General features: G+C 44.1%; 36 protein-coding genes and 1 pseudogene. 2 read left to right on the top strand and 35 right to left on the bottom strand.

Features of this window, described 5'->3' with window-relative positions; all coding sequences use genetic code 11:
- Positions 1-8 precede the first annotated feature (8 nt).
- The 26 genes and pseudogenes from secY to Q3W13_RS00175 all read right to left on the bottom strand — a co-directional run bounded on the left by secY (position 9) and on the right by Q3W13_RS00175 (position 13,987).
- Positions 9-1,349: a preprotein translocase subunit SecY gene (gene secY / locus Q3W13_RS00300; protein ID WP_302860412.1), complete on the bottom strand. Its 1,341-nt coding sequence runs from the start codon at positions 1,347-1,349 to the stop codon at positions 9-11.
- A 6-nt stretch (positions 1,350-1,355) separates the two neighbouring features.
- The gene (gene rplO, locus Q3W13_RS00295; protein ID WP_302860411.1) at positions 1,356-1,802 is read right to left on the bottom strand and encodes a 50S ribosomal protein L15; all 447 of its coding nucleotides are present in this window, start codon (positions 1,800-1,802) and stop codon (positions 1,356-1,358) included.
- A 4-nt stretch (positions 1,803-1,806) separates the two neighbouring features.
- Positions 1,807-1,986 carry a 50S ribosomal protein L30 gene (gene rpmD / locus Q3W13_RS00290; protein ID WP_294794539.1) on the bottom strand — a complete coding sequence of 60 codons (180 nt, stop codon included), beginning with the start codon at positions 1,984-1,986 and terminating at the stop codon, positions 1,807-1,809.
- A 6-nt stretch (positions 1,987-1,992) separates the two neighbouring features.
- On the bottom strand, positions 1,993-2,511 hold the full coding sequence (gene rpsE / locus Q3W13_RS00285) for a 30S ribosomal protein S5 (RefSeq protein ID WP_368077612.1): 519 nt from the start codon (positions 2,509-2,511) through the stop codon (positions 1,993-1,995).
- Between the two features lie 12 nt (positions 2,512-2,523).
- Positions 2,524-2,877 (bottom strand): 50S ribosomal protein L18, encoded by a 354-nt coding sequence (gene rplR / locus Q3W13_RS00280; RefSeq protein ID WP_302860410.1) that lies wholly within the window; start codon positions 2,875-2,877, stop codon positions 2,524-2,526.
- Between the two features lie 5 nt (positions 2,878-2,882).
- The gene (rplF, locus tag Q3W13_RS00275; RefSeq protein ID WP_302860408.1) at positions 2,883-3,440 is read right to left on the bottom strand and encodes a 50S ribosomal protein L6; all 558 of its coding nucleotides are present in this window, start codon (positions 3,438-3,440) and stop codon (positions 2,883-2,885) included.
- Positions 3,441-3,457: 17 nt separating this feature from the next.
- Entirely contained in the window at positions 3,458-3,856 is a 399-nt protein-coding gene (gene rpsH, locus Q3W13_RS00270) for a 30S ribosomal protein S8 (protein ID WP_302860407.1), read from the bottom strand.
- A gap of 158 nt (positions 3,857-4,014) precedes the next feature.
- Positions 4,015-4,284 (bottom strand): 30S ribosomal protein S14, encoded by a 270-nt coding sequence (rpsN, locus tag Q3W13_RS00265; RefSeq protein ID WP_302860406.1) that lies wholly within the window; start codon positions 4,282-4,284, stop codon positions 4,015-4,017.
- Positions 4,277-4,837 carry a 50S ribosomal protein L5 gene (rplE, locus tag Q3W13_RS00260; protein ID WP_302860405.1) on the bottom strand — a complete coding sequence of 187 codons (561 nt, stop codon included), beginning with the start codon at positions 4,835-4,837 and terminating at the stop codon, positions 4,277-4,279. Before rplE ends, rpsN begins: the two co-directional genes overlap by 8 nt.
- Positions 4,837-5,148 (bottom strand): 50S ribosomal protein L24, encoded by a 312-nt coding sequence (gene rplX / locus Q3W13_RS00255; protein ID WP_302861022.1) that lies wholly within the window; start codon positions 5,146-5,148, stop codon positions 4,837-4,839. Before rplX ends, rplE begins: the two co-directional genes overlap by 1 nt.
- 35 nt (positions 5,149-5,183) lie before the next feature.
- Positions 5,184-5,552, bottom strand: coding sequence for a 50S ribosomal protein L14 (rplN, locus tag Q3W13_RS00250; protein WP_090529260.1), 369 nt, complete (start codon positions 5,550-5,552; stop codon positions 5,184-5,186).
- A gap of 1 nt (position 5,553) precedes the next feature.
- Entirely contained in the window at positions 5,554-5,808 is a 255-nt protein-coding gene (gene rpsQ, locus Q3W13_RS00245; protein ID WP_302860386.1) for a 30S ribosomal protein S17, read from the bottom strand.
- A gap of 18 nt (positions 5,809-5,826) precedes the next feature.
- The gene (gene rpmC, locus Q3W13_RS00240) at positions 5,827-6,030 is read right to left on the bottom strand and encodes a 50S ribosomal protein L29 (protein ID WP_302860384.1); all 204 of its coding nucleotides are present in this window, start codon (positions 6,028-6,030) and stop codon (positions 5,827-5,829) included.
- A 91-nt stretch (positions 6,031-6,121) separates the two neighbouring features.
- Positions 6,122-6,544 (bottom strand): 50S ribosomal protein L16, encoded by a 423-nt coding sequence (rplP, locus tag Q3W13_RS00235; protein WP_302860383.1) that lies wholly within the window; start codon positions 6,542-6,544, stop codon positions 6,122-6,124.
- A gap of 44 nt (positions 6,545-6,588) precedes the next feature.
- Positions 6,589-7,455: a 30S ribosomal protein S3 gene (gene rpsC / locus Q3W13_RS00230; protein WP_302860381.1), complete on the bottom strand. Its 867-nt coding sequence runs from the start codon at positions 7,453-7,455 to the stop codon at positions 6,589-6,591.
- Between the two features lie 6 nt (positions 7,456-7,461).
- Positions 7,462-7,890, bottom strand: a complete 429-nt coding sequence (gene rplV, locus Q3W13_RS00225) for a 50S ribosomal protein L22 (RefSeq protein WP_302860379.1) — start codon at positions 7,888-7,890, stop codon at positions 7,462-7,464.
- Between the two features lie 3 nt (positions 7,891-7,893).
- On the bottom strand, positions 7,894-8,160 hold the full coding sequence (rpsS, locus tag Q3W13_RS00220) for a 30S ribosomal protein S19 (protein WP_302860378.1): 267 nt from the start codon (positions 8,158-8,160) through the stop codon (positions 7,894-7,896).
- Positions 8,160-8,987 carry a 50S ribosomal protein L2 gene (gene rplB / locus Q3W13_RS00215; protein WP_302860376.1) on the bottom strand — a complete coding sequence of 276 codons (828 nt, stop codon included), beginning with the start codon at positions 8,985-8,987 and terminating at the stop codon, positions 8,160-8,162. Before rplB ends, rpsS begins: the two co-directional genes overlap by 1 nt.
- Positions 8,988-8,995: 8 nt before the next feature.
- A complete protein-coding gene (rplW, locus tag Q3W13_RS00210) occupies positions 8,996-9,286 on the bottom strand; it encodes a 50S ribosomal protein L23 (RefSeq protein ID WP_302860374.1) in 291 nt (96 codons plus the stop codon).
- 2 nt (positions 9,287-9,288) lie between these two features.
- Positions 9,289-9,918 (bottom strand): 50S ribosomal protein L4, encoded by a 630-nt coding sequence (rplD, locus tag Q3W13_RS00205; protein ID WP_302860372.1) that lies wholly within the window; start codon positions 9,916-9,918, stop codon positions 9,289-9,291.
- Between the two features lies 1 nt (position 9,919).
- A complete protein-coding gene (gene rplC, locus Q3W13_RS00200) occupies positions 9,920-10,537 on the bottom strand; it encodes a 50S ribosomal protein L3 (protein ID WP_302860371.1) in 618 nt (205 codons plus the stop codon).
- A gap of 359 nt (positions 10,538-10,896) precedes the next feature.
- Positions 10,897-11,154 (bottom strand): annotated as a pseudogene (locus Q3W13_RS00195) (Txe/YoeB family addiction module toxin).
- A gap of 1 nt (position 11,155) precedes the next feature.
- Positions 11,156-11,401 (bottom strand): type II toxin-antitoxin system Phd/YefM family antitoxin, encoded by a 246-nt coding sequence (locus Q3W13_RS00190; protein ID WP_302860367.1) that lies wholly within the window; start codon positions 11,399-11,401, stop codon positions 11,156-11,158.
- A 70-nt stretch (positions 11,402-11,471) separates the two neighbouring features.
- On the bottom strand, positions 11,472-12,767 hold the full coding sequence (locus Q3W13_RS00185; protein WP_302860365.1) for a retropepsin-like aspartic protease: 1,296 nt from the start codon (positions 12,765-12,767) through the stop codon (positions 11,472-11,474).
- A 75-nt stretch (positions 12,768-12,842) separates the two neighbouring features.
- Positions 12,843-13,292, bottom strand: a complete 450-nt coding sequence (locus tag Q3W13_RS00180; RefSeq protein WP_302860364.1) for an EVE domain-containing protein — start codon at positions 13,290-13,292, stop codon at positions 12,843-12,845.
- 5 nt (positions 13,293-13,297) lie between these two features.
- A complete protein-coding gene (locus Q3W13_RS00175; protein WP_302860363.1) occupies positions 13,298-13,987 on the bottom strand; it encodes a hypothetical protein in 690 nt (229 codons plus the stop codon).
- A gap of 130 nt (positions 13,988-14,117) precedes the next feature.
- On the opposite strand from Q3W13_RS00175, the gene Q3W13_RS00170 reads away from it, so the two are divergent.
- Positions 14,118-15,377, top strand: a complete 1,260-nt coding sequence (locus Q3W13_RS00170; RefSeq protein WP_302860362.1) for a prephenate dehydrogenase — start codon at positions 14,118-14,120, stop codon at positions 15,375-15,377.
- Between the two features lie 86 nt (positions 15,378-15,463).
- Entirely contained in the window at positions 15,464-16,234 is a 771-nt protein-coding gene (locus Q3W13_RS00165) for a hypothetical protein (protein WP_302860361.1), read from the top strand.
- Positions 16,235-16,251: 17 nt separating this feature from the next.
- Here Q3W13_RS00165 and Q3W13_RS00160 read toward each other — a convergent pair whose 3' ends face one another.
- The 9 genes from Q3W13_RS00160 to Q3W13_RS00120 all read right to left on the bottom strand — a co-directional run bounded on the left by Q3W13_RS00160 (position 16,252) and on the right by Q3W13_RS00120 (position 23,831).
- On the bottom strand, positions 16,252-17,673 hold the full coding sequence (locus Q3W13_RS00160) for a C45 family peptidase (RefSeq protein WP_302860360.1): 1,422 nt from the start codon (positions 17,671-17,673) through the stop codon (positions 16,252-16,254).
- A gap of 220 nt (positions 17,674-17,893) precedes the next feature.
- Positions 17,894-18,067 carry a hypothetical protein gene (locus Q3W13_RS00155; RefSeq protein WP_302860359.1) on the bottom strand — a complete coding sequence of 58 codons (174 nt, stop codon included), beginning with the start codon at positions 18,065-18,067 and terminating at the stop codon, positions 17,894-17,896.
- 182 nt (positions 18,068-18,249) lie between these two features.
- Positions 18,250-18,540 (bottom strand): type II toxin-antitoxin system RelE/ParE family toxin, encoded by a 291-nt coding sequence (locus tag Q3W13_RS00150; RefSeq protein ID WP_302860358.1) that lies wholly within the window; start codon positions 18,538-18,540, stop codon positions 18,250-18,252.
- Positions 18,540-18,746, bottom strand: a complete 207-nt coding sequence (locus Q3W13_RS00145; protein WP_302860356.1) for a DUF2683 family protein — start codon at positions 18,744-18,746, stop codon at positions 18,540-18,542. The genes Q3W13_RS00150 and Q3W13_RS00145 overlap by 1 nt, the downstream gene beginning before the upstream one ends.
- Positions 18,747-18,992: 246 nt before the next feature.
- Positions 18,993-19,298 (bottom strand): 30S ribosomal protein S10, encoded by a 306-nt coding sequence (rpsJ, locus tag Q3W13_RS00140; RefSeq protein ID WP_022830652.1) that lies wholly within the window; start codon positions 19,296-19,298, stop codon positions 18,993-18,995.
- A gap of 115 nt (positions 19,299-19,413) precedes the next feature.
- A complete protein-coding gene (gene fusA / locus Q3W13_RS00135) occupies positions 19,414-21,525 on the bottom strand; it encodes an elongation factor G (protein ID WP_302860327.1) in 2,112 nt (703 codons plus the stop codon).
- 178 nt (positions 21,526-21,703) lie between these two features.
- On the bottom strand, positions 21,704-22,171 hold the full coding sequence (rpsG, locus tag Q3W13_RS00130; protein ID WP_302860326.1) for a 30S ribosomal protein S7: 468 nt from the start codon (positions 22,169-22,171) through the stop codon (positions 21,704-21,706).
- Between the two features lie 20 nt (positions 22,172-22,191).
- Positions 22,192-22,608, bottom strand: a complete 417-nt coding sequence (gene rpsL / locus Q3W13_RS00125; protein WP_302860325.1) for a 30S ribosomal protein S12 — start codon at positions 22,606-22,608, stop codon at positions 22,192-22,194.
- A 212-nt stretch (positions 22,609-22,820) separates the two neighbouring features.
- The gene (locus tag Q3W13_RS00120) at positions 22,821-23,831 is read right to left on the bottom strand and encodes a dipeptide epimerase (RefSeq protein ID WP_302860323.1); all 1,011 of its coding nucleotides are present in this window, start codon (positions 23,829-23,831) and stop codon (positions 22,821-22,823) included.
- Positions 23,832-23,844 lie beyond the last annotated feature (13 nt).

Raw genomic sequence — 23,844 nt, 5'->3', positions numbered from 1 at the left:
TTTTATGGTTAGATAACAGGCTGACCGGTATCACCCGATGGGATAGCGGTGCGGCCTTTAATTCTTCCTGTTTTCATCAGACCATCGTAATGGCGCATTAACAGGTGGCTTTCAATCTGCTGTAAGGTATCCAGCACAACACCCACAAGGATGATCAGCGAAGTACCGCCGAAGAAACGTGCGAATGTACTGCTTACACCTACCAGGCTGCCCAAGGCAGGGATGATAGCAATTATAGCTAATGCAATTGAACCAGGTAACGTGATTTTTGAAATTACACCGTCGATAAAGTTACCTGTATCGCGACCAGGTTTAATACCGGGTATAAAGCCGCCGTTCTTCTTCATATCTTCCGACATCTGCTGCGGGTTAACGGTGATAGCAGTATAGAAGTAAGTAAACAGTATGATCAGGATTGCGAATAGCAGGTTATGTCCCCATGAAGTATAGTCAGATAAAGCCATCAATACTTTATTTGACGCCGCATTGGGATAGAACTGTGCAATTGTAGCGGGAATAAACATCAGCGCCTGCGCAAATATAATTGGCATTACACCCGCAGCATTCACCTTTAAGGGAATGTACTGGCGAACGCCGCCATATTGTTTGTTACCCACTATTCGCTTAGCATATTGCACCGCAATTTTGCGTGTGCCCTGCACAATAAGAACAGTAAATGCCACGACAGCAATCAGTGCAACGATCTCGACAATGAACATAATTAAACCACCTGTACCTGTAGTACGTGACAGGAATTCGCTTGATATAGCACCTGGAAGAGCAGCTATAATGCCTACCATGATAATAAGCGATATACCGTTACCGATGCCCTTATCTGTGATTTTTTCACCAAGCCACATTACAAACATAGTACCTGCTGTAAGCACGCACACGTTGATTACTGTAAAGTACGGATTTGCAATCTCCATCTGTGTATCCTGTATCTGCGACCGTAGGTAACCTATAGCCTGCAATGCAGTAATACCAATGGTAAGATAGCGGGTCCACTGGTTAATCTTGTTACGCCCGCTTTCACCTTCTTTTTGCAACTTAGCAAAATAAGGCACCGCGATACCCAACAGCTGCACTACGATGGATGCAGAGATATAAGGCATTACCCCTAATGCAAAAATTGAGGCACGAGAAAACGAACCGCCTGCAAACATGTTCAGTAAGCCGGCAAGTCCCTCAGTACCCTGTTTAGCGGTAAGCGAATTAAAATTAACGCCCGGAAGCACTACGAAAGAGCCCACGCGATATATTAAAAGAAATAAGAGTGTGTTAGTAATACGCACTCTTAAATCATCAATTTTCCAGATATTGGATAATGTGGTGAAAAAATTCTTCATCGAAAATTATAGCTTTACTATGGTACCACCTGCTGCTTCGATAGCTTTTTGCGCTGTAGCAGTAAAGGCGTGGGCTTTAACTTCTAACTTAGCTTTCAGCTCGCCGCGGCCCAATATCTTAATCAGGTCGTTGCGTGATGCCAGGCCATGCGCTTTCAGTGTTTCCAGATCAACCGAAGATAAAGAATATTTTTCAGTTAATGCTTGCAGCACGTCAAGGTTAATGCCATTATACTCAACCCGGTTAGGGTTTTTAAAGCCAACCTTTGGTACACGGCGTTGTAAAGGCATCTGGCCACCTTCAAAACCAACCTTGCTGCTGGTGCCTGAACGCGAACCGGCGCCTTTATGGCCACGTGTTGATGTTCCGCCACGGCCCGAACCGGTACCACGGCCAATTCTTTTTCTATTTTTTGTAGAACCTTCTGCAGGTTTCAGATTGCTTAAATTCATGATATTAAATGTTTTCTACCGCTACCAGGTGATTAACTTTTCTAACCATACCGATGATAGCTGCAGTAGCTTCAACTTCTACACTGTGGTTGATCTTTTTTAAGCCCAGGGCTTCAACCGTACGTTTTTGGCGCTCACTTCTGTCGATCACGCTTTTAATCTGGGTTATTTTGATTTTTGCCATGACAGATTATCCGTTAAATACTTTACCTAAACTAACGCCGCGGTGCTGTGCTACAGTATAAGCATCGCGCAATTGCGCTAATGCAGATACAGTTGCCTTAACCACGTTGTGCGGGTTTGATGAACCTTTTGATTTTGCCAATACGTTGTGTACGCCTGCAGATTCCAGTACTGCGCGCATCGCACCACCGGCAATTACACCTGTACCGTTTGCAGCTGGCTTAATGTAAACAAAACCACCTGAAAACTTACCGATCTGGTCGTGAGGAACTGTACCGTTAATGATAGGCACCTTTACCAGGTTCTTTTTAGCATCATCAATGCCTTTTGCAATGGCTTCGGTAACCTCTTTTGCCTTACCTAAGCCGTAACCTACAACACCATTTTCATCACCTACTACCACAATGGCAGAGAAGCTGAAGGTACGGCCGCCTTTGGTTACTTTGGCTACACGCTGGATGCTTACCAAGCGGTCTTTTAATTCAATCTCGCTTGTTTTTACTCTTTTTATGTTGATTGTTGACATTTCTCTTTTCGATTAAAAGTTTAAACCACCTTCACGTGCACCTTCAGCCAGTGATTTTACACGACCATGGTACAAATAACCGTTCCTGTCGAAAACCACATCTTTAATACCTGCTGCGATAGCTTTAGAAGCAACCAGCTTGCCAACGGCAACTGACTGGTCGATCTTAGTACCTTCTGCCGCCGTAAAATCTTTTGATAATGATGAGGCCGAAACAAGTGTTCTGCCGGTAACATCGTCAATGATCTGTGCGTAAATACCTTTATTACTCCTGTAAACCGACAGACGCGGACGTGCCGAAGAACCTGAAAGACGTTTCCTGATTCCCTTCTTAATTCTGTCTCTTCTTGATAATTTAGCTCCCATGACGATTATTTTTTAGATGCTGATTTACCTGCTTTTCTTCTCAATACTTCGCCTACAAACTTGATACCTTTACCTTTGTATGGCTCTGGTGCACGCAGCGAACGGATTTTTGCCGCTACCTGGCCTATCAGTTGTTTATCAATCGACTCTAAGATGATAGTCGGGTTTTTCCCCTTATCAGCAGTTGTTGAAACTTTTATTTCTTTTGGTAACTCAAATACGTAGTGGTGAGAATAACCCAACACTAAATCTAAGGTATTACCTGTATTTGTTGCACGGTAACCTACACCCACTAATTCCTGCTCAACTTTGTAACCTGTGGTTACACCTACAACCATATTGTTTATTAGCGCACGGTATAAGCCGTGTAATGCTTTGTGGCGTTTTTGGTCTGAAGGACGCTTAACAACAAGGTTTCCTTCTTCCTGCTCAACAGTGATGTCACTGTCTACCGCCTGGTGCAGCTCGCCTTTAGGACCTTTTACAGTAACAACATTATCTGCCGATACCGAAAACGTAACGCCCTGTGGCAGCGCTATAGGTGATTTTCCTACTCTTGACATTGCTTAATTTCCTCCTATTAATATACGTAGCATAAAACCTCACCGCCAACATTCTGTGCTTTAGCTTCTTTATCGGTCATAACACCTTTAGAAGTTGACAGGATGGCGATACCTAAACCATTTAATACTCTTGGCATATTGTCCATGCCTGCGTATTTCCTCAAACCTGGTTTACTGATGCGCTGGATGCTGCGGATAGCAGAAATTTTAGTTATCGGATGGTACTTTAAAGCAACTTTAATGGTGCCTTGCGGACCATTTTCCTCAAACTTAAAATTAGCAATGTAACCTTTGTCGAAAAGCACCTTAGTGATTTCCTTCTTCAGATTTGATGCAGGAATTTCAACAACCCTATGGTTGGCTTTAATAGCATTCCTTACTCGTGTAAGATAATCTGCGATTGGATCTGTATTCATTTTATCGATTTGTGGTAGTGGTTTCCTTCCCGTAACATCCGGGGCGACCTTCTACCGGTTAATTCTTTGTTTTGAGGTGAAAGGCAAAAGGTTAAAGATAAAAGGTTTTATCCTCGTTTCTTTCCTTTCGCCTTTTACCTTTCGGCTTTCGCCTTATATTACCAGCTCGCTTTTTTAACGCCTGGTATCTGGCCTGCTAACGCCATATCACGGAATGTAACACGCGATATGCCGAACTGACGCATATAACCGCGCGGACGACCGGTTAATTTGCAACGGTTGTGCAACTTTACCGGAGAGGCTGCCTTAGGCAATTTGTCCAATGCTGTATAATCGCCGGCTGCTTTAAGGGCCGCTCTTTTCTCAGCGTATTTAGCTACTAATTTAGCACGTTTAAGTTCACGTGCTTTTACACCTTCTTTAGCCATTATTTTGATTTTTGAATGGTAATCCAAATTGTTTAAGTAACTCCAATGCTTCAACATCGTTGGTAGCAGAGGTTACAAAGGTAATATCCATACCCTGGATCTTGTTGATCTTGTCGATGTTGATCTCAGGGAAGATGATCTGTTCAGATATACCTAAAGTATAATTACCGCGGCCATCGAAACCCTTATCATTGATGCCTTTGAAGTCGCGGATACGAGGCAATGCAACAGCGATCAAACGGTCAAGAAACTCGTACATGTTATTGTCGCGCAAAGTTACACGAACGCCGATAGGCATGTTTTTACGCAGCTTGAAGTTCGAAATATCTTTCTTTGATTTCGATGCAACTGCCTGCTGGCCGGTAATGGTAGTCAGCTCGGTAATTGTGCTTTCGATAAGCTTTTTATCAGTAGTGGCGCCGCCAACACCCTGGTTGATAGCGATTTTCTCAAGCTTAGGAACCTGCATTACGCTTTTATACTGAAATTTATCTTTCAGCGCGGTACGAATTTCGTCCTTGTACTTGCTTTTTAATCTTGGTACGTATTCCATTACTTAATTTCCTCTCCTGATATTTTTGCAAACCTTACTAATTTACCGGCATCGTTCTTTCTGCGGCCAACGCGGGTTGGTTTTCCTGATTTTGGATCCACCAGCATTAGGTTTGATATTGCGATTGCAGCTTCCTGTTTCTCGATTCCGCCGTTTGGCTTTGCGGCATTAGGCTTCGTATGTTTCGATACCATATTTGCGCCTTCAACAATTGCTCTGCCTTTATCCAGTATTACTTCTAATACCTTGCCTTGTGAACCTTTCGAATCGCCGGCTATAACCTTAACCAGATCACCTTTTTTGATCTTCAGTTTGGTTGGTTGTGTGTGTTGTTTCTTTTCCATTGTTACAATACCTCCGGTGCTAATGATACAATTTTCATAAATTGCTTTTCACGCAACTCTCTTGCTACCGGGCCAAAAATACGTGTGCCTCTTGGCTCATCCTGGTTGTTTAACAAAACGGCAGCATTGTCATCAAAACGGATGTAAGAACCGTCTTTACGACGAATTTCTTTCTTGGTCCTAACTACTACAGCCTTTGAAACGGTACCTTTTTTAACGTTGCCTGATGGCAGGGCGCTCTTTACGGTAACTACTATCTTATCGCCGATTGAGGCATACCTTTTGCCGGTACCACCCAACACACGGATAACTAAAACTTCTTTAGCACCGCTGTTATCAGCTACGGTTAATCTTGATTCCTGTTGTACCATGTTATTTAGCCCTTTCTATGATTTGAACTAATCTCCAGTTTTTGTTTTTGCTCAGCGGGCGTGTCTCCATAATTTCTACGGTATCGCCTATGCCGGCAGTGTTAGCTTCGTCATGAGCCATAAATTTGGTGGTCTTCTTAACGAATTTACCATAGATAGGGTGCTTCACTTTACGCTCTACAGCAACTACGATAGATTTTTCCATCTTATTGCTAACTACCAGTCCGGTACGTGTTTTTCTTAAATTTCTTTCCATTTTTCCCGATGCTTAAAATTATTCAGAAGCTGCCGCCGACTTGCGCTTTGTCAATTCAGTATTTAAGCGGGCAATATCCTTACGTACTTTAGTAATACGTGTTGGATTTTCAATAGCAGAAACCGCGTGTGCAAATTTCAGTTTGGTAAGCGTAGCTTTCTCCTCGCTGATCCTGGCAACCAATTCTTCAGTTGACAACTCCAAAATTTCTGAGTTCTTCATTTTCTTTAACTGTTTGATATGTTGAAGAGGTTATAAATGTTAGCCGCCGCATTTAACCGTACTGCAACGCATTTATAACGTTCACTTTTATTTATGCTTCTACGTAATCTCTACGTACTATAAATCTTGTTTGCACAGGTAATTTCTGTGCTGCCAGGCGCAACGCTTCTTTGGCAACTTCCAAAGGCACGCCTTCTGCTTCAAAGATGATCCTTCCGGGGCGCACAACTGCAACCCAGTATTCAGGCGCACCTTTACCTTTACCCATACGTACCTCTGCAGGTTTCTTAGTTACTGGCTTATCAGGGAAAATCCTGATCCATACCTGGCCTTCACGTTTCATAAAACGTGTTACAGCAATACGTGCAGCTTCAATCTGGCGGCTGGTTATCCATGCCGGTTCCAGTGATTTTATACCGAAAGATCCGAATGAAAGCTCGGCGCCACGGGTGGCGTTGCCCTTCATCCTGCCTTTTTGCATCTTTCTGAACTTAGTTCTTTTTGGCTGTAGCATTTTCTTAAGCTTTTATATCGTCACGATATATTTTGTAAATATTATTATCTCTTTCCCTGACCGCCCGGACGGTTACCACCGCCACGGTTACCGCCGCCTTGTCCGCCACGGTTGTTACCGCCGCCACGACGGTCGCCACCTGGTTTCCTGTCGCCTCTGCGTTCGCCACCGCGCTCACCGCCTCTTTCACTGCGGCCGCCAAATCCGCGGTCGCTGCCTTCGGTACGTGCACCGCCTTTACCGCTTGCGCTGCTTGCTGCACCAATGTTTGGCGACAGGTCGCGCTTGCCGTAAACTTCGCCTTTGCAAATCCAAACCTTAACACCTATTTTACCATAGGTAGTTAATGCTTCGGCCAATGCATAATCAATATCGGCACGGAAAGTATGCAGAGGAATTCTTCCTTCTTTATATTGTTCAGTACGTGCCATCTCAGCACCACCCAAGCGGCCTGATGTCATTACTTTGATACCTTCGGCGCCCATTCTCATGGTTGACGCGATGGTAGTTTTCATTGCACGACGGAATGAGATACGAGCCTCAAGCTGTTTTGCTATGCCTTCAGCAACTAATTGTGCGTCAAGCTCAGGGCGTTTGATCTCGAATATGTTGATCTGAACTTCCTTTTTGGTAAGCTTCTTTAACTCTTCTTTTATTTTATCAACTTCCTGGCCGCCTTTACCTATAACAATACCCGGACGGGCAGTGTGTATAGTTACGGTGATACGCTTCAAAGTACGCTCGATAACAACTTTAGATACGCCGCCTTTAGAGATACGTGCTGAAAGATATTTGCGGATCTTTTCGTCTTCAACTAATTTGTCGGCATAGTGATTGCCACCGAACCAGTTAGAATCCCAACCTCTGATGATTCCTAATCTGTTACCTATTGGATGTGCTTTCTGTCCCATTTCAAATTAATTGTTAACGTTTTTAGTATCCACAATAAGTGTTACGTGGTTTGAGCGCTTGCGAATGCGATAACCCCTTCCTTGCGGTGCCGGGCGCAATCTTTTTAACTGACGGCCACCGCCTACAGAAACTTCCTTTACAAAAAGGCCGTTTTCTTCAGCACGTTGTCCTTCGTTCTTCGCTTCCCAGTTGGTAATAGCAGACATAAGCAGTTTCTCAACGCGTATAGCCGCTTCCTTATTGGTAAATTTCAGTATGCTTAAAGCTGCGAAAACTTCTTTGCCGCGGATCAGATCTACCACCAAGCGCATTTTGCGGGGCGAGGTAGGGCAGTCGTTCAACTTGGCAACTGCAGGGCCGCCTTGCTGGGCTTTTTGCTCAGTTTTAAGCTGTGCGATACGCACAGATTTTTTTACTTTTTGTGTTGCTTCCATTGTTTATTTTTTCTTTTCTGCGTGACCACGGAATGTACGGGTTGGTGCAAACTCTCCCAGCTTGTGTCCAACCATGTTTTCTGTTACGTACACAGGGATAAATTTATTACCGTTGTGTACTGCGAATGTATGACCAACGAAATCAGGAGAGATCATGGAACGGCGAGACCATGTTTTAACAACCGATTTCTTGTTCGAATCATTCAGCACCGCAACCTTCTTGTCAAGGTTGTGATCGATATAAGGTCCTTTTTTAATTGAACGAGCCATTATTTCTTCCTTCTTTCAATGATGTAACGATCTGATGTTTTCTTCTTGTCACGGGTTTTGTAGCCTTTCGCTAACAAACCTTTACGTGAACGCGGATGACCACCTGAGGCCCTTCCTTCACCACCACCCATAGGGTGATCTACCGGGTTCATGGCTACACCACGAACTCTTGGCCTGCGGCCTAACCAGCGTTTACGACCTGCTTTACCAAGCACGGCATTTGCTCTTTCGCCGTTTGATACGGTTCCGATAGTAGCCAGGCAGGTTGCCAGGATCATCCGGGTTTCGCCTGAAGGCAATTTGATGATAGCATATTTACCATCGCGTGCCGAAAGCTGGGCATAAGTACCTGCGCTGCGTGCAATAGTACCGCCCTGGCCTGGGTTTAACTCGATATTGTGAATGATAGAACCCAACGGAATATTCTTAAGCGGTAATGTATTACCTACTTCAGGAGCCGCCTTTTCGCCTGAAACTACAGTTTGTCCAACTGTTAAGCCTTCAGGGGCTATCATATACCTTTTTTCACCATCAACAAAATGCAGCAGGGCTATACGTGCCGACCGGTTAGGGTCATACTCAATAGTCGCCACCTTTGCTGGGATATCAAATTTATTACGTTTGAAGTCTATTAATCTGTAGGCTTGTTTATGGCCACCGCCTAAATAGCGCATGGTCATTTTACCGCTGTTGTTACGTCCGCCTGATTTTTTGTTTGACGAAACTACCAACGATTTTTCAGGAACGTTTGTAGTGATGTCCGACGTGCTGGTGTCGATGCGGAAGCGGGTACCGGGCGTAACCGGTTTAAATCTTTTAACTGCCATCTCTTTAATTATATACCGCTATAAAAATCTATTACTTCTCCGTCGTTCAACGTAATAACCGCCTTTTTATAAGTGGCAGCACGGCCTACAACCATACCAGCCTTAGTATTGCGGGTTTTAAGTTTCCCAACATATTTCATAGTGTTTACCGCCTTAACGTTAACACCATACATCGCTTCGATAGCGCCTTTTATCTGAATTTTGTTAGCTCTGTGATCAACTTTGAAAGCATAACGGTTAAGCTTCTCAGTTAATTGAGTTACTTTTTCAGTAAGTATTGGTTTTTTAAGGATTTCCATAATTACTTAGCTAATGCTTCCTCCAATGATTTAAGAGCACCTGTGGTCAGCAAAAGCTTGCCGGCATTCAACACGTCATAGGTGTTCAACTGGTCGGCAGTAATAACCTTTGCTTTTTTCAGGTTTCTGCTTGATAAATAAACGTTGTTATTTGCAGCGCCTAACACTAACAATGTTTTCACATCGCCAACGTTCAGGTCTGCGGTAAGCTGCACGTAGTTTTTGGTTTTTACGGTTTCAAAATTGAAATCTTCCAATACTACAATGTTGCTGTCTTTTGCTTTGTATGATAAAGCCGACTTGCGGGCCAGTGATTTAAGCTTTTTGTTCAGTTTAAAGCTATAGTCGCGCGGCTGGGGACCGAATACACGGCCACCACCGTTGAACAAAGGTGATTTGATACCACCTGCGCGGGCGCCACCGGTGCCTTTTTGCTTATATAATTTGCGGGTTGAGCCTGCAATTTCGTTACGCTGTTTTGATTTATGAGTACCCTGACGCTGGTTAGCTAAAAACTGCTTAACGTCAAGATAGATAGCGTGGTCGTTTGGCTCGATACCGAATACGGATTCAGGAAGCTGCACCTTGGCACCTGTTTCTTTACCTGATACATTTAATACTTTAACTTCCATCTTATTTATCCACTATTACGAATGAACCCTTAGCTCCCGGAACGGAACCTTTTACCACTAACAGGTTCTGCTCAGCGAATACCTTCACAACCTGGAGGTTCTGAATTTTCACACGCTCGTTACCCATCTGACCAGCCATGCGCATACCTTTAAATACGCGTGAAGGCCATGAAGAGGCACCCATTGAACCCGGCGCACGCAAGCGGTTGTGCTGACCGTGGGTCTGCATACCTACACCGCCAAAACCGTGGCGCTTTACAACACCCTGAAAGCCTTTACCTTTTGAAGTACCAACTACATCCACAAAATCGCCAATCTCGAAGATATCCACGGTAACAGTGTCACCAAGGTTCTTTTGATCTTCGAAAGTTTTGAATTCAACCAGCTTACGTTTTGGAGTAGTGCCGGCTTTCTGGAAATGGCCTTTTAAAGGAGCGGAGGTGTGTTTTTCTTTTTGCTCACCGTATGCAAGCTGAACAGCTGCATAACCGTCTGTATCTACAGACTTCACCTGTGTTACTACACAAGGGCCAGCTTCGATCACAGTACAAGGGATGTTTTTCCCTGTCTCGTCGAAAATGCTGGTCATTCCTACTTTTTTACCAATAATTCCTGACATTTTCTTTTTTAGTTTGTGTCCATCGAAGCAGTAGGGCTTCGTTCAAGACATATGTTCCCCCCGAAAGGGACGGCAAAGATAGAAATTATAAATTAACTGTCAAATAGTTAATTAGTTATTTTTTAAAATAATTGAATGGTTGGTTGGCGGCTGAACTTGTTGATTAATTGAGGAATAAAAAATGGCCCGGTTTAAGGAAATCCGCTTGATTGAAAAACAACGGGTTTACAGCGTCCGAAAGATTAAAACCGATGTAAAATTTTACAAATTTTCCCAACCGGCGTTAATTCTCTCCCCCCTTATATTTACCAAAAGGAATTATCTTCTAATGTATACATAAATAATTTAGGATCTATTGGTTAATTATGATGATACCTGCACTGTAAAATATGCAATCTATTTTCTTTGACACAGTAAATCAAGCGATGTTCATCCGTTATACGGCGACTCCAATTGCCTGCGAAATTGCCTTTTAGCGGCTCTGGCTTCCCTATTCCCTGAAAAGGTGTGCGAAGAGTTTCTTTAATCAGATCCTTTATTCTTTGCAATACTTTTTTATCAGTTTGCTGCCAGTACAAATAATCTTCCCATGCTTTGGATTGTCAAACCAATTCCATATCAATCCTCTGCCAATTTATGAGTATGATACGCTCCGCTATTCATTTCATCTATCTCGGCCTGCAATCTTTTTCTGTTGGCTTCGCTTTTTGTGATATGCAGGGTTTCAGTTATAGCGTTATATTCCTCCAAATCCATCAAGACCACGTTTTTCCCTTTGCTGCGTGATATTATAACTATCTCCGCATCATTATTTACCTTATCCAAATTTTTGGCCAGGTTCTGACGAAACTCGGTGAAATTCAAAACTTCGATAGCAAGTACTTAATTAAGTACAAAATTGAGAAATAAATAACAGAAGTTGCAACTATTTCTATTACAGCACACCTTTAATATACATAAACTTAAAATTGTATACCAACTCGCTGAACTTGCCTGTAAAATCCTGCCCGATATTGCCGTAAAACTTCTCACCGGGGTAAATGGGTTTGGTAAGAACGCTCACGCTATCTATCACAACGGTCCTACCACCTACGCGCAGGTTAAGTTTTGGCAGTACCCAAACCTCTTTCTTTTGAGTCCCCCCTGCCCCGCCAAAGCCAACGGTCTTTCTGAAACCCGCTTTGAGTACCTCCTGCTTATTTTTCTTGAAATAAGATTCATAAAGCATCGAACTGCTTGCGCCCGAATCAAAATGAAAAGATAAAGTATCTGGGCCAGACTGCAACGCTATAACCGGGTCGAGGCCATTCAGCGCAAAGTTGTGCAGGTTATCTTTTTGAGGTGTAAGCGGGATAGTCATTTTACCATCCTTAAAAATATGCACTTCCTGCAATTGCTCAATCACCGGGAAACCGACTATAATGTTCAGCTGAAATTTGATGGGCGCTATATAAAGGATAGAATCGGGCATCACCTGGAAAACAGCATTTTTCACCAATATATCGCCTATATAAAGGCTGTCGGCAATACCCATACCGGTTTTAAACTGTATCCCGGTTGCACCGCTGCCTTCGTTATAGGTTACATCCAGCATGTGCAGGCCGAGCTTTTTGGCATAGCTTTGTGTTATCGATGAGATATTCGCCCGCGTATCAAAAATGGCATCCACAGTTTGTGCATGTGTAGTAACCGGGATATTAACCAGGCCTATCTTGTCCCTCTTCCAGGAAATAGTGGTATTTGTTTTTATAAGTGTTTGCTGTGCCGGTACGTTTTTAAGCCCCGCCCGAATAATCAGATCATTTTTGATGTCATCCACGACATCTTTTTTGAGGACATGAGAATAATTTTTAAGTATATCGCTGTCGCACCGGGCGGCCTTTGCATATTGAAAAGTTTTAAAATAACTATCGTCCTGCAGGCGCTTTAAGGCCGCTTTTGTTGTGTCGGGAAGCCTGGCAGATAATTGTATGAGTGAATCCACATTTCTAATACAGTCCTCGTTCCGGTTAAATGCATTATCTAAATAAGCCCTGAAATATAACCGGTCGGCATCGCTTAACTTATCAACGGCTGATTTAAACGCTGCATCAAGTTTAAAATATTCATTTTGGCTAAGCAGGCTTTGGAGGTGTTTTAATGTGGCAGCATCAGTTACTTTGGATGATTTCTGGCAGCCGGCAAAAATGCACAGTACGGCAATAAGGATTGGGCAGAATTTTGTTTTCATGATATTTAGAGCGAGCGGCTGCCCGCATTGTTACATCAAACTTCCCCGGTAAACCTGGTAGGGGAAGTTCTACAATCAAAAAAGCTCAACTTTGCCGTTATTCGCCAGAAAATCCAGCCAAACGGCTTCTAATTCTTCAACCAGCTGCGGTTTTATCGATATGCCCGATGCCTGCGGCGTCCAGTTTTGTACGGCAAGATTACCCGTTTTTAAAATATCCAGGCTCAGTATACTTTCCTTTGTGGGATTAAGCAAAACATCGAGCGTAATTTTTATACGGTAATAATGCCGTCCGTCGCGAAAGGCAGGATAGGCTTCAGATGATATAGTTCCCGATGCAAAAATCCCCCTCGGCTCAACACCCAGCCGTACAATGTATGCCCTGTCGCCAGGCCTGATGGCTTTATGGCTAATGACGGCCCAGTTGTCTTCGAGCTGACCGGTAGTCCTGAGTTTTTTAATATCTTCATCCAGCCCCGGCCACTCCCACTTTGTGGGGTTCCATCCAAAAAGATAGGCTTTCATGAAGGTTACGCGCGGCCCATTAGTTCGTCTACTTTATTGCGCTCGGTTTGTAGCTCCCGGGCCAGCTTCTTTTCTTTTTCATTGGCCTTTGCCTTATAGGCCTTAAACTCCTCATCCAGCTCGTTGTAAAGGTCTATCCTGTATTTTGCCTCGCGGCTAAAGCTGCCTGTGCGATAAATCACAATAGCAGCAGTAATTCCCAGTGCTATAACCAACCCCCACATAATCATGTTGTAAAGCGACTTATCGATATAGATGCCTAAAAAATTCACAGAATTAACGCGCGAATTTGACAGCGCCAGTGATTTTTCCTTATCGCTTACGTCCGATTGCAGGTCGCTTGCTGTCTTTACCTGGGCTGCAAGCTTGGCTTCTGTCTGTTTTAATTTTGCTTTAGTGGCCTCAATAGTATCCTTAAGGTTTCGGTAAAAAGCAGCAACCTGAGGTTCCTGGTAGTGGTAAATTTTCGTGAGCAAATATTTATACTGTCCGCTTATCGATTTATCGTTCATCAGCACGGTATCTTCGTGCGTAGGCTTGTGGTATCGCGGAGCTGGCGGTTGCCTGTATTGCGGCGCGGCGGCGGCCGGTGTTTGAGTAGCCGTAGTACTATTGTTGTTTGCAAACGCAGATATAACACCCAGGTTTGCCAACGTTACGATAGTGAATAGTCTTACGATAAAAAGCTTCTTCATAGGGTAAATTTGGTTCAACAATATTAACAAAACAGGTATTTTAAGGTTTTTATTGCCCAAAATATCGGTTTAATAAAAGCGAAAGTAAGGTTTACTGCTGAATTTTGCTACTCATACTTATATTAGCGAAATGAATATAGGTATTATTGGTCTGGGCGATATGGGCCGTTTATATGCCAAGGCGTTTGCCGAAGCAGGCTATTCCGTGTGCGGCTGCGACCTGCCAGAACACCGCCACAGGCTGGAAGAAGAACTTATGCCCCATGGTATAAAAGTTATGGACAGCGGTATGGAAGTATCGCGCATCAGCGATCTGATAATTTATTCCGTTGAAGCTGAAAGGCTGCAGCAAGTGGTTGCAGAATGTGGTCCGTCAACCAAATACGGCGCTATAGTTGCCGGCCAAACTTCGGTAAAAACACCGGAGATTGAAGCTTTTGAGAAATACCTGCCCGCTGACGCACAGATCATCACCTTTCACGGCATGCACGGTCCCGGCTTTAAACCTGCGGGACAAACACTGATACTGATACGCCATAGGTCTGATGACGCAGCTTATCAGCGTATGACCGACCTGTTTAGCGCAATTGGCTCAAACATAGTTGAACTATACGACTACCACGATCATGATAAAATTGTAGCCGACACCCAGGCCGTAACACACGTTGGATTTGAGAGCATGGGCACAGCATGGAAAGAAGCCGGTTTTTTTCCGTGGGAAAATGCTTCGTATATCGGTGGCATTGATAATGTAAAAATATTAACCACCCTGCGCATCTTTAGCTACAAAGCACACGTGTACGGCGGCTTAGCGATATTGAACCCCTACGCCCGGCAACAGGTAAAGGCTTATTCAGTTTCAGAATCGGAGTTATTTAAGCTGATGATAAAAGAGGAGGAAGCAGCATTTCGCATCCGGCTGTATCGCGCCCGCGATTTTGTATTTCACGAAAGCCGCAAGCCCATTATGCTGAACGATTCGGTTATGAGAGAGTTCTCACTGTCGCAAAAGGCCCATCATCCGAAACCAAACTCGCATTTGAGCATCCTGAGCATGGTTGATGCCTGGTATCATCTCGGCGTAAACCCCTATGATAATCTCATCTGCCAAACGCCCCCCTTTCGACTGCGTTTAGGCATCGCCGAATATCTGTTTAAAAATGAAGAACTACTGGAGGAGTCGATCGAAACAGCCCTTTATGATAAAACTATCCGCGGCGATGATCTGGAATTTCATTCCGCTGTGCGGGAATGGTCGGCTATTATCGGTTATGGCGATATGGAAGGCTATAAAAAACACTTTAAGGAAGTGCAGTCGTTTTTCGACGGTAGATTAGAAGAGGGAAATAAACAAAGCGCGGAGTTAATACGACGGTTGATGACTGAATAACCCCCAAGCCTTCGCAACTATTTTGTATAATTGTTTTCAAAAAAAATAACATCTCCCTGCGTTATAGCAGGAATAACTTATCACAAATGAAGCTTTACACCATACTGCTGCTGATAGCATTAGCGGCTGTATCCTGCAAAAAGGACCAAACCGTTATCTTTCCGGGAAAACAATCTTCTTTATCAGGTCCCGACCAACCCTTTAAGCACTTGCCAGACGGAAGACATCCGGAAAAGCACATTGAACTGCATCCGCATTCGGCCTTAAAATTTAAAAATGTGGTTATTCTGGGTAACAGCATAACTTTTACGCCATCGAATCCGAATGGCGAATGGAAAGGAAATTGGGGCATGGCGGCATCGGCAGCAGACTCAGACTATGTACACCGGCTGACTGCTCATTTTACTGCCCTTAATCCCACATGCAGAGTATCGGCCCGCAATATAGCCGAATTTGAAATTGATTATGTGAATTATGATTTTGACGCGAACTTAAAAGATTTACGCGATAGCGTGCCCGACCTTTTGATTCTGCGGATAGGGGAAGACGTGGATGTCCCCACCTATAATGCCAACATCTTTAAAGCGAGATACACAGCGCTTATAGATTATTTTATAAGCAAAAACAGTAAGTTGCTTGTTTTGGGAGCAGGGCCATTGTGGAATGCTTATCTTATGGAACCAATAATGCACGACAACGCGTACGTATCATTAGCACATATTAATGAGGACAGGACGAACACTGCCTACGGATTATTTAATACCCCCGGCCTGCAAGTCCATCCCAGTGACAAAGGCATGCGAGCGATAAGCGATAGTATATGGTCCGGAGTAAAAAGGCTCCCTGCTCCAAGATAGTTATATCTTATGAGCAGTTATTTATGATCAGCGGCACTAAACAGCGTCCATGGGTAGGCCTTCATATCCCTTAAATATTTTCCCTGCGTTTTAAAATACTCAGGATGCGCTTTAAAGAAAGGGCCAGCCAGAAAATCTGCTCCGCCAGGATGACCCATGTGTGCCCATAGCGACATCTTCTTGGCCAGCTCGCTACTGCTCACTTTTCCCTGTACAGCACCCATAGGGTAAAACGGGCCTTCGCTCCATTCCGGTACACCAACCGGGTCCAGCTCAACATGTCCATCTATCACGCAACGGTCCAACGAAGTTTTGCCGCTAAGCGCGTTATAGGTATCGCCCTCTATAGCCTTCCCTGTTTCCGGGTCCAGCTTGCCTTTGCTATCCACTGCTACCAGTTTTTCCATCCGCAGCCGGCGGGCATTGGGCGAGTTGGCTTTATTTTTAACATCAAAGGTTGTTTCTTCCTTTATCAGCGTTGGATCGCTCGGGAAATTAGAGCCGATGATAGCCGTGTCTTTTGAGCGCCAAACTTTGTAATTCTTTAAACCGAGTTCCAGTTTGGCAACTTCGTTAGTTTTGGTATCGCCTATCAGCCAGTCATTGGCATAGCCGCCGTTATTGTCGGTGGTCATAATTTTTACCACGTCGTCAATACTTTTGGCGTATTGAGCTGCTTTGCGTGCCCGTACAAATTCCGGGGTTCGGGTGGTATCGAAACCCTTAAAACCAGTTATGGTAGTTTCTGTAATCAGTATGCCGCTGTTGGTTACTACAAAATCGTCGCCGCTATGGATAAAGCCGGGAGCAACGTCCATCAGCATGTGATTACCTTTTTCCGGCTTAATATCGGCGATTACATTCCAGCGCTCACCCACAATATAGTCCGTCCAGTTATTGTGGCCGATAACTATCTTATGGTCTTTGGTATAGCTGCCCGTAGCAATAAAGGCACTGCAGTTGCCCGGAGCCTTGTTATCTCCGCTGCCCGGTTTAATCCTGTTATTTAATTCAGGCACATAGTACTGTGCCAGCTCGATGTTGGCATTAAGAGCGGCAATATCCAGCGTATCGTATTTAAATCCTTTAGCATGCAGCCCATCAGCAATGCCGCGTATTTCGTCCTGGTATTCCGGGTCGATCTTCTTCCATAAAAAGCGCTTTACGGCGCTGCGGTAAAAATCCCAGCTGCGGCCGCTGGTAGTCGGCAGATAATACTGCATTACTTTTACCAAGGTGTCAATCTCCCTGGCTACTAAAAAACCATGCTGATAACCTACATCCGCGGGCGAGCCTGACAGGTGCACGTATATCCATCCATTTTTATCTTCGCGGGTGGCTTTGCCGAGGCGGTCATGGGTTTCGGCAGCTTTTTGTTTACAGCCGAAAAATATTGCTGCCATCAGCAGCGTAGCGATAAAGGTAATGCGGGGTTTCATATTTTATTGCTCTGGCTTGAGTACTTTACCTTATAAAGATAGTTATTTGCAATTTCAATCCGCAGACTTTGTATCCAGCACATGTTCCCTTTGCCCATCCCACAAACCACGCCATATATTTTTTAGTTTATTATTAATATCTGCAATACTATAAAGCCGGAAATGATGAACAAAAAAGCGATTAGCCAGATTATCAATCTTATAAAAACACGGGGTATCATCAAATGGTTGCACCAGGACAAAATGCATCGGTATAATCCCTGCCGATTTTATTGACGGTACAAAAACGCATATTGATTAATAATGCCTCCCTGGTTTTAACGGGATGCAGTTCAAACGGGCCTATCTGCCGGTAAGCATTAATAAAGGTATGAAACAGAGCAATGCTTTCCATCGGCTTAACTGCCATGGAATCATCTAACGCATAGCCACCGCAGGAGTGCGACTGGGTTTTGTTATAAAATTGATGCTGGCATTGGGGTCAGGTCCACATGGTTAAACCAGTGAGCGGATTAGATATTACACTGTAGTAAATGTAATATTTACTCAAATAAAACGACTTCTTTAGAAATGCTTTTATAAGAACATTGGATCTTGTCTGTTGTCCCAGAAAAATAAAACTTCTATGTGTGTTTCGACCACTTTATAAAACATTGAACAATTCCTGTGAATGAAGGCCTTTCTAACATCTTTTGTTTTATTTGCAGCCTTAAAAATAAGAGGGAATTTGCCGACTATTTCAGTGACTTCATAAACACGTCGCCTGAATTCGTTCTTCTCCTTTTCACCCCACCTACTTTCTATTTGCTGAGCAATGGACTCAAATGTATCCTCTGCTTCAGCAGAAAAAAATACGTCTAAATGCATTAGTCAGCGGGATATTTCTTTTTTATCTCTTCAAAAGTCACAAACCTACCTGCGGCAAAATCAGCCTCGCCACGAGCAATACCGGCTAAAACATGTGGAGGGAGTTCTTGATTATCATCCTTAACAAAAGAAATTTCTAATGCTTCAAGAAATGCTTTCATAAACTTTTCCTGTTCTTTTGTAGGATATATCACATATGCTGCCATAAATCAAATTTAAGAAAAATAATTATTGGATCACATTATAAGTTATAACCTAAATTAGACGATAATATTGTAATTCAAACAATCGCTTTATGATAAAGACGGCTATGACGAACGCGATGACTTTCCATTGATTAAAATAGCAAATATATAACGCAAAAAAGCCATCCGTTTCCGAATGGCTTCTCTTTTATTTTGAATCTTGATTTTTAACGTCCTGATTCTAAAACAGCTGATCTTCCGGTACTCTCACACCTTGATCTCAACTTCAACACCGCTTGGCAATTCAAGCTTCATCAAAGCATCAACAGTTTTTGAGTTCGAGCTGTAGATGTCCAGTAACCTCTTGTAAGAGCATAACTGGAATTGCTCGCGCGCTTTTTTGTTAACGTGCGGTGAACGCAATACTGTAAAGATTTTCTTTTCAGTTGGTAACGGAAGTGGTCCGCTTACTACAGCGCCGGTAGGCTTTACTGTCTTTACGATTTTCTCAGCTGATTTATCAACCAGGTTGTAATCGTACGATTTCAGTTTGATTCTGATTCTTTGGCTCATTTTTGTTTTTGTTATGGCTAATCCTAAGAGCTATTTATTAGAACTAACCGGGTTTTATTTTTATTAAGTTGATTGGCAACTAATCTCTAATCACCAATCAACTATCACTGTAATTTTAGTCTATGGCAACCTGCTTGCGGCCTTTGTTTTTAGCCACAACTTCGTCCTGTACGTTACGAGGTGCTTCAGAGTAATGGTCGAACTCCATGGTTGAAGTTGCACGGCCCGAAGTGATGGTACGTAACTGGGTTACATAGCCAAACATTTCAGAAAGCGGAACCTGTGCCTTAATTACCTGCGAACCTGCGCGGGTGTCCATACCTTGCAGCTGGCCACGACGACGGTTCATGTCACCGATAACGTCGCCCATGTTTTCTTCAGGGGTAAGTATCTCGATCTTCATGATAGGCTCCAGTAATACCGGTTTACATTTTGGCAATGCTTCGCGATAAGCCGAACGGGCAGCGATCTCGAAAGAAAGCGCATCCGAATCGACAGCGTGGAACGAACCGTCAATCAACCGAACCTTTAAGCTGGTAAGCGGGAATCCAGCAAGAACACCGTTATCCATTGCAGCTTTAAAGCCTTTTTCAACAGATGGGATAAACTCGCGCGGAATAGCACCACCAACAATCTCGTTCACAAACTCCAGGCCTTCTTTGCCCTGCTCTCCCGGAGAAATAACCACCTGGATGTCGGCAAATTTACCGCGACCACCAGTTTGTTTCTTATAGGTTTCACGGTGCTGTACAGTACCTGTGATGGCTTCTTTGTAAGCAACTTGCGGAGCGCCCTGGTTAACCTCAACCTTAAACTCGCGTTTCAGGCGGTCCATGATGATGTCAAGGTGAAGCTCACCCATACCGCTGATCACTGTCTGACCGGTATCCTGGTCTGTTTGTACGCGGAAGGTTGGATCCTCTTCAGCCAGTTTACCAAGAGCAATACCTAATTTATCAACGTCAGCCTGTGTTTTAGGCTCAATCGCCAAACCGATAACCGGGTCAGGGAATACCATTGACTCGAGTACGATGTGGTGTTTCTCGTCGCAAAGCGTATCACCGGTCTTGATATCTTTAAAGCCTACTACCGCAGCAATATCACCCGCACCTACGTTAGGGATAGGATTTTGCTTGTTAGCGTGCATCTGGAATATACGGCTGATACGCTCTTTGTTTTCTGAACGCATGTTGTACACGTATGAACCTGCCTCAAGGTTACCTGCATAAACACGGATGAAGCACAAACGGCCTACAAACGGATCGGTAGCAATTTTAAATGCCAAAGCAGCAAAAGGCTCTTTTACGTCTGGTTTTACCAGTACTTCGGCGCCGGTATCAGGGTTATGACCAACCACGCCTTTTGAATCAAGCGGCGAAGGCATCAGCTCCATCACGTAATCCAGCATAGTTTGTACACCTTTGTTCTTGAATGAAGAACCGCAGGTCATCGGAACGATTTTACCGGCCAAAGTAGCCTGGCGTAAAGCGTCTAATACTTCGCGTTCGGTAATAGTAGTCGGATCTTCGAAGAATTTCTCCATCAGGTGATCGTCGAATTCAGCTACTGCTTCCAGTAATTTTTCGCGCCACTCGTTGGCTTCATCCAGCATATCAGCAGGGATTGGCACTTCAGTAAAGGTCATGCCCTTATCGTGCTCATTCCAAACCACACCGCGGAAGTTGATCAAATCAACCACGCCCTTAAACTGGTCTTCAGCACCAATAGGCAGCTGAAGCGGGATAGCAGTGCTGCCCAGCATTTCTTTAACCTGTTTTACCACGTTAAGGAAATCGGCGCCACTACGGTCCATTTTGTTAACAAAACCGATACGTGGCACATTGTAATTGTTAGCCAAACGCCAGTTGGTTTCAGATTGCGGCTCAACACCGTCAACAGCCGAGAATAAAAACACCAGGCCGTCCAGTACACGCAATGAACGGTTTACCTCTACGGTAAAGTCCACGTGGCCCGGGGTATCGATGATGTTAATGTGGTAGTTATGGTTGCGGTACTTCCAGTTAACTGTCGTAGCAGCCGAAGTGATGGTAATACCACGTTCCTGCTCCTGCGCCATCCAGTCCATAGTCGCTGCACCTTCGTGTACCTCACCAATTTTGTGGCTTACACCGGCATAGTAAAGTATACGCTCCGTTGTAGTGGTTTTACCCGCGTCGATGTGAGCGGCAATACCTATGTTTCTTGTATATTTAAGATCTCTTGACATTATTTTTTGTTTTTGATTTCACCGATTTGAGGATGATTTCACCGATTTTTTTGATTTACAGATTCCGGCAAATGTGCTAAATCAATGTAATCTCAATATTTAATCGGTGTTAATCCTTAAAATCCGCAAATCATGCACCTAATCGGTGTAATCTTTTTTTTATCGGTGTAATCCTTTATTAGAAGCGGAAATGCGAGAACGCTTTGTTAGCTTCAGCCATTTTATGCGTGTCTTCTTTCTTCTTCACTGCTGCGCCTTCGCCCTTAGCTGCCGAAATGATTTCGCCGGCCAGTTTCTCCATCATGGTTTTTTCACCACGGCGGCGTGCATAGCTGATGAGCCATTTCATACCTAAAGCCACTTTACGCTCCGGACGAACCTCAGTAGGAACCTGGAAGTTAGCACCACCAACACGGCGGCTTTTTACTTCTACAGAAGGCATAATGTTGTTCAATGCCTTTTTCCATGTATCAAGGCCGCTTTCGTTGGTTTTCTTTTCAACAATTTCAACGGCGTTATAGAAAATGGTGTACGCGGTTGATTTCTTACCGTCATACATCATGTTGTTTACAAACCTGGTTACCAGAACATCATTAAATTTCGGGTCAGGAAGAAGGATTCTCTTTTTTGGTTTTGACTTTCTCATTGTTTACTATCCTCCTTTAATTATTTCTTTTTACCGCCTTTGCCCGCAGGTGCTGCTGCTTGTCCTGGTTTAGGGCGTTTAGTACCATATTTAGAACGACGCTGGTTACGGCCGGCCACACCTGATGTATCCAGTGCACCACGGATAATGTGGTAACGTACACCTGGTAAGTCCTTAACACGACCACCGCGGATTAACACGATAGAGTGCTCCTGTAAGTTGTGACCTTCGCCAGGGATGTAAGCGTTTACTTCTTTTCCGTTGGTAAGGCGCACACGGGCCACTTTACGCATTGCTGAGTTTGGTTTCTTAGGGGTAGTGGTGTACACACGGGTGCACACGCCTCTTCGCTGTGGACAGCTGTCCAACGCTGGCGACTTACTCTTGTCAACCAGAGCTACTCTACCTTTTCTAACTAATTGTTGAATAGTAGGCATTCTTCCTTTTTTTGTTTTTGTTTACCCTTTTTAGCACGCCAACACGGCGGGCAGTTTTTGGGGACTGCAAAAGTACGGAGTTAATTTTTGATTTTCAAGAGGTTGGGTGAAAAAAGTTTATAGGCTAGCGTGGGGTGTTGAAAGCAAATTACAAAAGTGTTGCGGGGCATCAATTTTAAGCAACAAATTGACAGAAACTAATTTCGCCTAAACTATCGTTTCAAGCCTAAGCCTGCGGCATTCCCTAACCCCCATCTCCCATCTGCAAATTCAGGCATCTGGTAAGGGTTATTACTCGTTAAAAAAGGCCCGTCCAAATCAGCCCAATCGCATTGTGGAGCAAGCGCTATTCCGGCAAGCGTGGCGCAGCTGGTTTCGCTCATGCACCCGATCATTAATTTAAGGCCCAATTCGTTTGCTTTATTTATCATCTGCTTTGCCTCGTACATCCCGGCTGATTTCATCAGCTTGATATTGATGCCATGATAAACGCCTTTAGCGCGCTCTACATCAGGCAGGCGCTGCACAGCTTCATCCCCGATTATCGGGATCGGGCTACGTTCGGTTAGCCAGGCATTGCTGCCGGGGTCGGTTTTGAGCATAGGCTGCTCAATCAGTATTACGCCTTGTTCATGCAGCCAGTGCACCAGGTCGAGGCTTTGCTCCAGATCTGTCCATCCCTGGTTGGCATCTACAAACAGTGGCTTATCTGTTACGGTGCGTATAGTTTTTATTAGCTCCCGGTCGCTGTCGCGGCCAAGTTTTACTTTGATAATTTTGCAATCCGGTGCTTCTTTTACTTTTTGAATAATTACCTCCGGCGTATCAATGCCGATGGTGAAGCTTGTAGGTGGCATCTTAGCCGGTTCAGAACCGAGCAATTGCCAGCAGGGCTTGTTTTGCAGCTTACCATCCAAATCGTGCAGCGCAATGTCGATTCCCGCTTTTATGGCAGGATTACCAGGCGCTACATCATCCAGGTAGCCTGTTATCGCCTCAAAATCAAACGGGTATTTAAACTGACTTATCTCAATCTTGTTTAAAAAAGCATTTGCTGTTTCAAAGCTTTCGCCCATGTAAGGCACCATGGATGCTTCGCCGTACCCGGTTTGCCCCCCATGTTCAATTTCAATGAGCATGATGGGCGTGGAAGTCCGCGAAAACTTAGCGATGGTAAACGTATGCTTTAGTAAAAGTTCGAATGGTTGGTAAGTCAGCTTCATGTTAAATTCAAAG

The sequence above is a fragment of the Mucilaginibacter sp. L3T2-6 genome (assembly GCF_030519355.1).
GTDB lineage: Bacteria > Bacteroidota > Bacteroidia > Sphingobacteriales > Sphingobacteriaceae > Mucilaginibacter.
This window is presented reverse-complemented; position numbering and strand designations above follow the sequence as displayed.

Bases quoted from the DNA above. Each gene is read 5' to 3' on its own strand.
- rpsG (WP_302860326.1), bottom strand. From the start codon at position 22,171: ATGAGAAAGTCAAAACCAAAAAAGAGAATCCTTCTTCCTGACCCGAAA.
- rplF (WP_302860408.1), bottom strand. From the start codon at position 3,440: ATGTCAAGAGTAGGAAAATCACCTATAGCGCTGCCACAGGGCGTTACG.
- rpsN (WP_302860406.1), bottom strand. From the start codon at position 4,284: ATGGCTAAAGAAGGTGTAAAAGCACGTGAACTTAAACGTGCTAAATTA.
- Q3W13_RS00120 (WP_302860323.1), bottom strand. From the start codon at position 23,831: ATGAAGCTGACTTACCAACCATTCGAACTTTTACTAAAGCATACGTTT.
- Q3W13_RS00170 (WP_302860362.1), top strand. From the start codon at position 14,118: ATGAATATAGGTATTATTGGTCTGGGCGATATGGGCCGTTTATATGCC.
- rplB (WP_302860376.1), bottom strand. From the start codon at position 8,987: ATGGCAGTTAAAAGATTTAAACCGGTTACGCCCGGTACCCGCTTCCGC.
- Q3W13_RS00150 (WP_302860358.1), bottom strand. From the start codon at position 18,540: ATGCATTTAGACGTATTTTTTTCTGCTGAAGCAGAGGATACATTTGAG.
- fusA (WP_302860327.1), bottom strand. From the start codon at position 21,525: ATGTCAAGAGATCTTAAATATACAAGAAACATAGGTATTGCCGCTCAC.
- rpsJ (WP_022830652.1), bottom strand. From the start codon at position 19,298: ATGAGCCAAAGAATCAGAATCAAACTGAAATCGTACGATTACAACCTG.
- rpsQ (WP_302860386.1), bottom strand. From the start codon at position 5,808: ATGGAAAGAAATTTAAGAAAAACACGTACCGGACTGGTAGTTAGCAAT.
- Q3W13_RS00160 (WP_302860360.1), bottom strand. From the start codon at position 17,673: ATGAAACCCCGCATTACCTTTATCGCTACGCTGCTGATGGCAGCAATA.
- rpsS (WP_302860378.1), bottom strand. From the start codon at position 8,160: ATGGCTCGTTCAATTAAAAAAGGACCTTATATCGATCACAACCTTGAC.
- secY (WP_302860412.1), bottom strand. From the start codon at position 1,349: ATGAAGAATTTTTTCACCACATTATCCAATATCTGGAAAATTGATGAT.
- Q3W13_RS00185 (WP_302860365.1), bottom strand. From the start codon at position 12,767: ATGAAAACAAAATTCTGCCCAATCCTTATTGCCGTACTGTGCATTTTT.
- rpsE (WP_368077612.1), bottom strand. From the start codon at position 2,511: ATGTCAACAATCAACATAAAAAGAGTAAAAACAAGCGAGATTGAATTA.
- rplE (WP_302860405.1), bottom strand. From the start codon at position 4,837: ATGGAATACGTACCAAGATTAAAAAGCAAGTACAAGGACGAAATTCGT.
- Q3W13_RS00180 (WP_302860364.1), bottom strand. From the start codon at position 13,292: ATGAAAGCCTATCTTTTTGGATGGAACCCCACAAAGTGGGAGTGGCCG.
- rpmC (WP_302860384.1), bottom strand. From the start codon at position 6,030: ATGAAGAACTCAGAAATTTTGGAGTTGTCAACTGAAGAATTGGTTGCC.
- rplN (WP_090529260.1), bottom strand. From the start codon at position 5,552: ATGGTACAACAGGAATCAAGATTAACCGTAGCTGATAACAGCGGTGCT.
- rpsC (WP_302860381.1), bottom strand. From the start codon at position 7,455: ATGGGACAGAAAGCACATCCAATAGGTAACAGATTAGGAATCATCAGA.
- rplD (WP_302860372.1), bottom strand. From the start codon at position 9,918: ATGGAAGTTAAAGTATTAAATGTATCAGGTAAAGAAACAGGTGCCAAG.
- rplO (WP_302860411.1), bottom strand. From the start codon at position 1,802: ATGAATTTAAGCAATCTGAAACCTGCAGAAGGTTCTACAAAAAATAGA.
- Q3W13_RS00155 (WP_302860359.1), bottom strand. From the start codon at position 18,067: ATGGAAAGCATTGCTCTGTTTCATACCTTTATTAATGCTTACCGGCAG.
- rpsH (WP_302860407.1), bottom strand. From the start codon at position 3,856: ATGAATACAGATCCAATCGCAGATTATCTTACACGAGTAAGGAATGCT.
- Q3W13_RS00165 (WP_302860361.1), top strand. From the start codon at position 15,464: ATGAAGCTTTACACCATACTGCTGCTGATAGCATTAGCGGCTGTATCC.
- Q3W13_RS00175 (WP_302860363.1), bottom strand. From the start codon at position 13,987: ATGAAGAAGCTTTTTATCGTAAGACTATTCACTATCGTAACGTTGGCA.
- Q3W13_RS00145 (WP_302860356.1), bottom strand. From the start codon at position 18,746: ATGGCAGCATATGTGATATATCCTACAAAAGAACAGGAAAAGTTTATG.
- rplV (WP_302860379.1), bottom strand. From the start codon at position 7,890: ATGGAAGCAACACAAAAAGTAAAAAAATCTGTGCGTATCGCACAGCTT.
- rplW (WP_302860374.1), bottom strand. From the start codon at position 9,286: ATGGAAATCCTTAAAAAACCAATACTTACTGAAAAAGTAACTCAATTA.
- rplR (WP_302860410.1), bottom strand. From the start codon at position 2,877: ATGGGAGCTAAATTATCAAGAAGAGACAGAATTAAGAAGGGAATCAGG.
- rpmD (WP_294794539.1), bottom strand. From the start codon at position 1,986: ATGGCAAAAATCAAAATAACCCAGATTAAAAGCGTGATCGACAGAAGT.
- rplP (WP_302860383.1), bottom strand. From the start codon at position 6,544: ATGCTACAGCCAAAAAGAACTAAGTTCAGAAAGATGCAAAAAGGCAGG.
- rpsL (WP_302860325.1), bottom strand. From the start codon at position 22,608: ATGCCTACTATTCAACAATTAGTTAGAAAAGGTAGAGTAGCTCTGGTT.
- rplC (WP_302860371.1), bottom strand. From the start codon at position 10,537: ATGTCAGGAATTATTGGTAAAAAAGTAGGAATGACCAGCATTTTCGAC.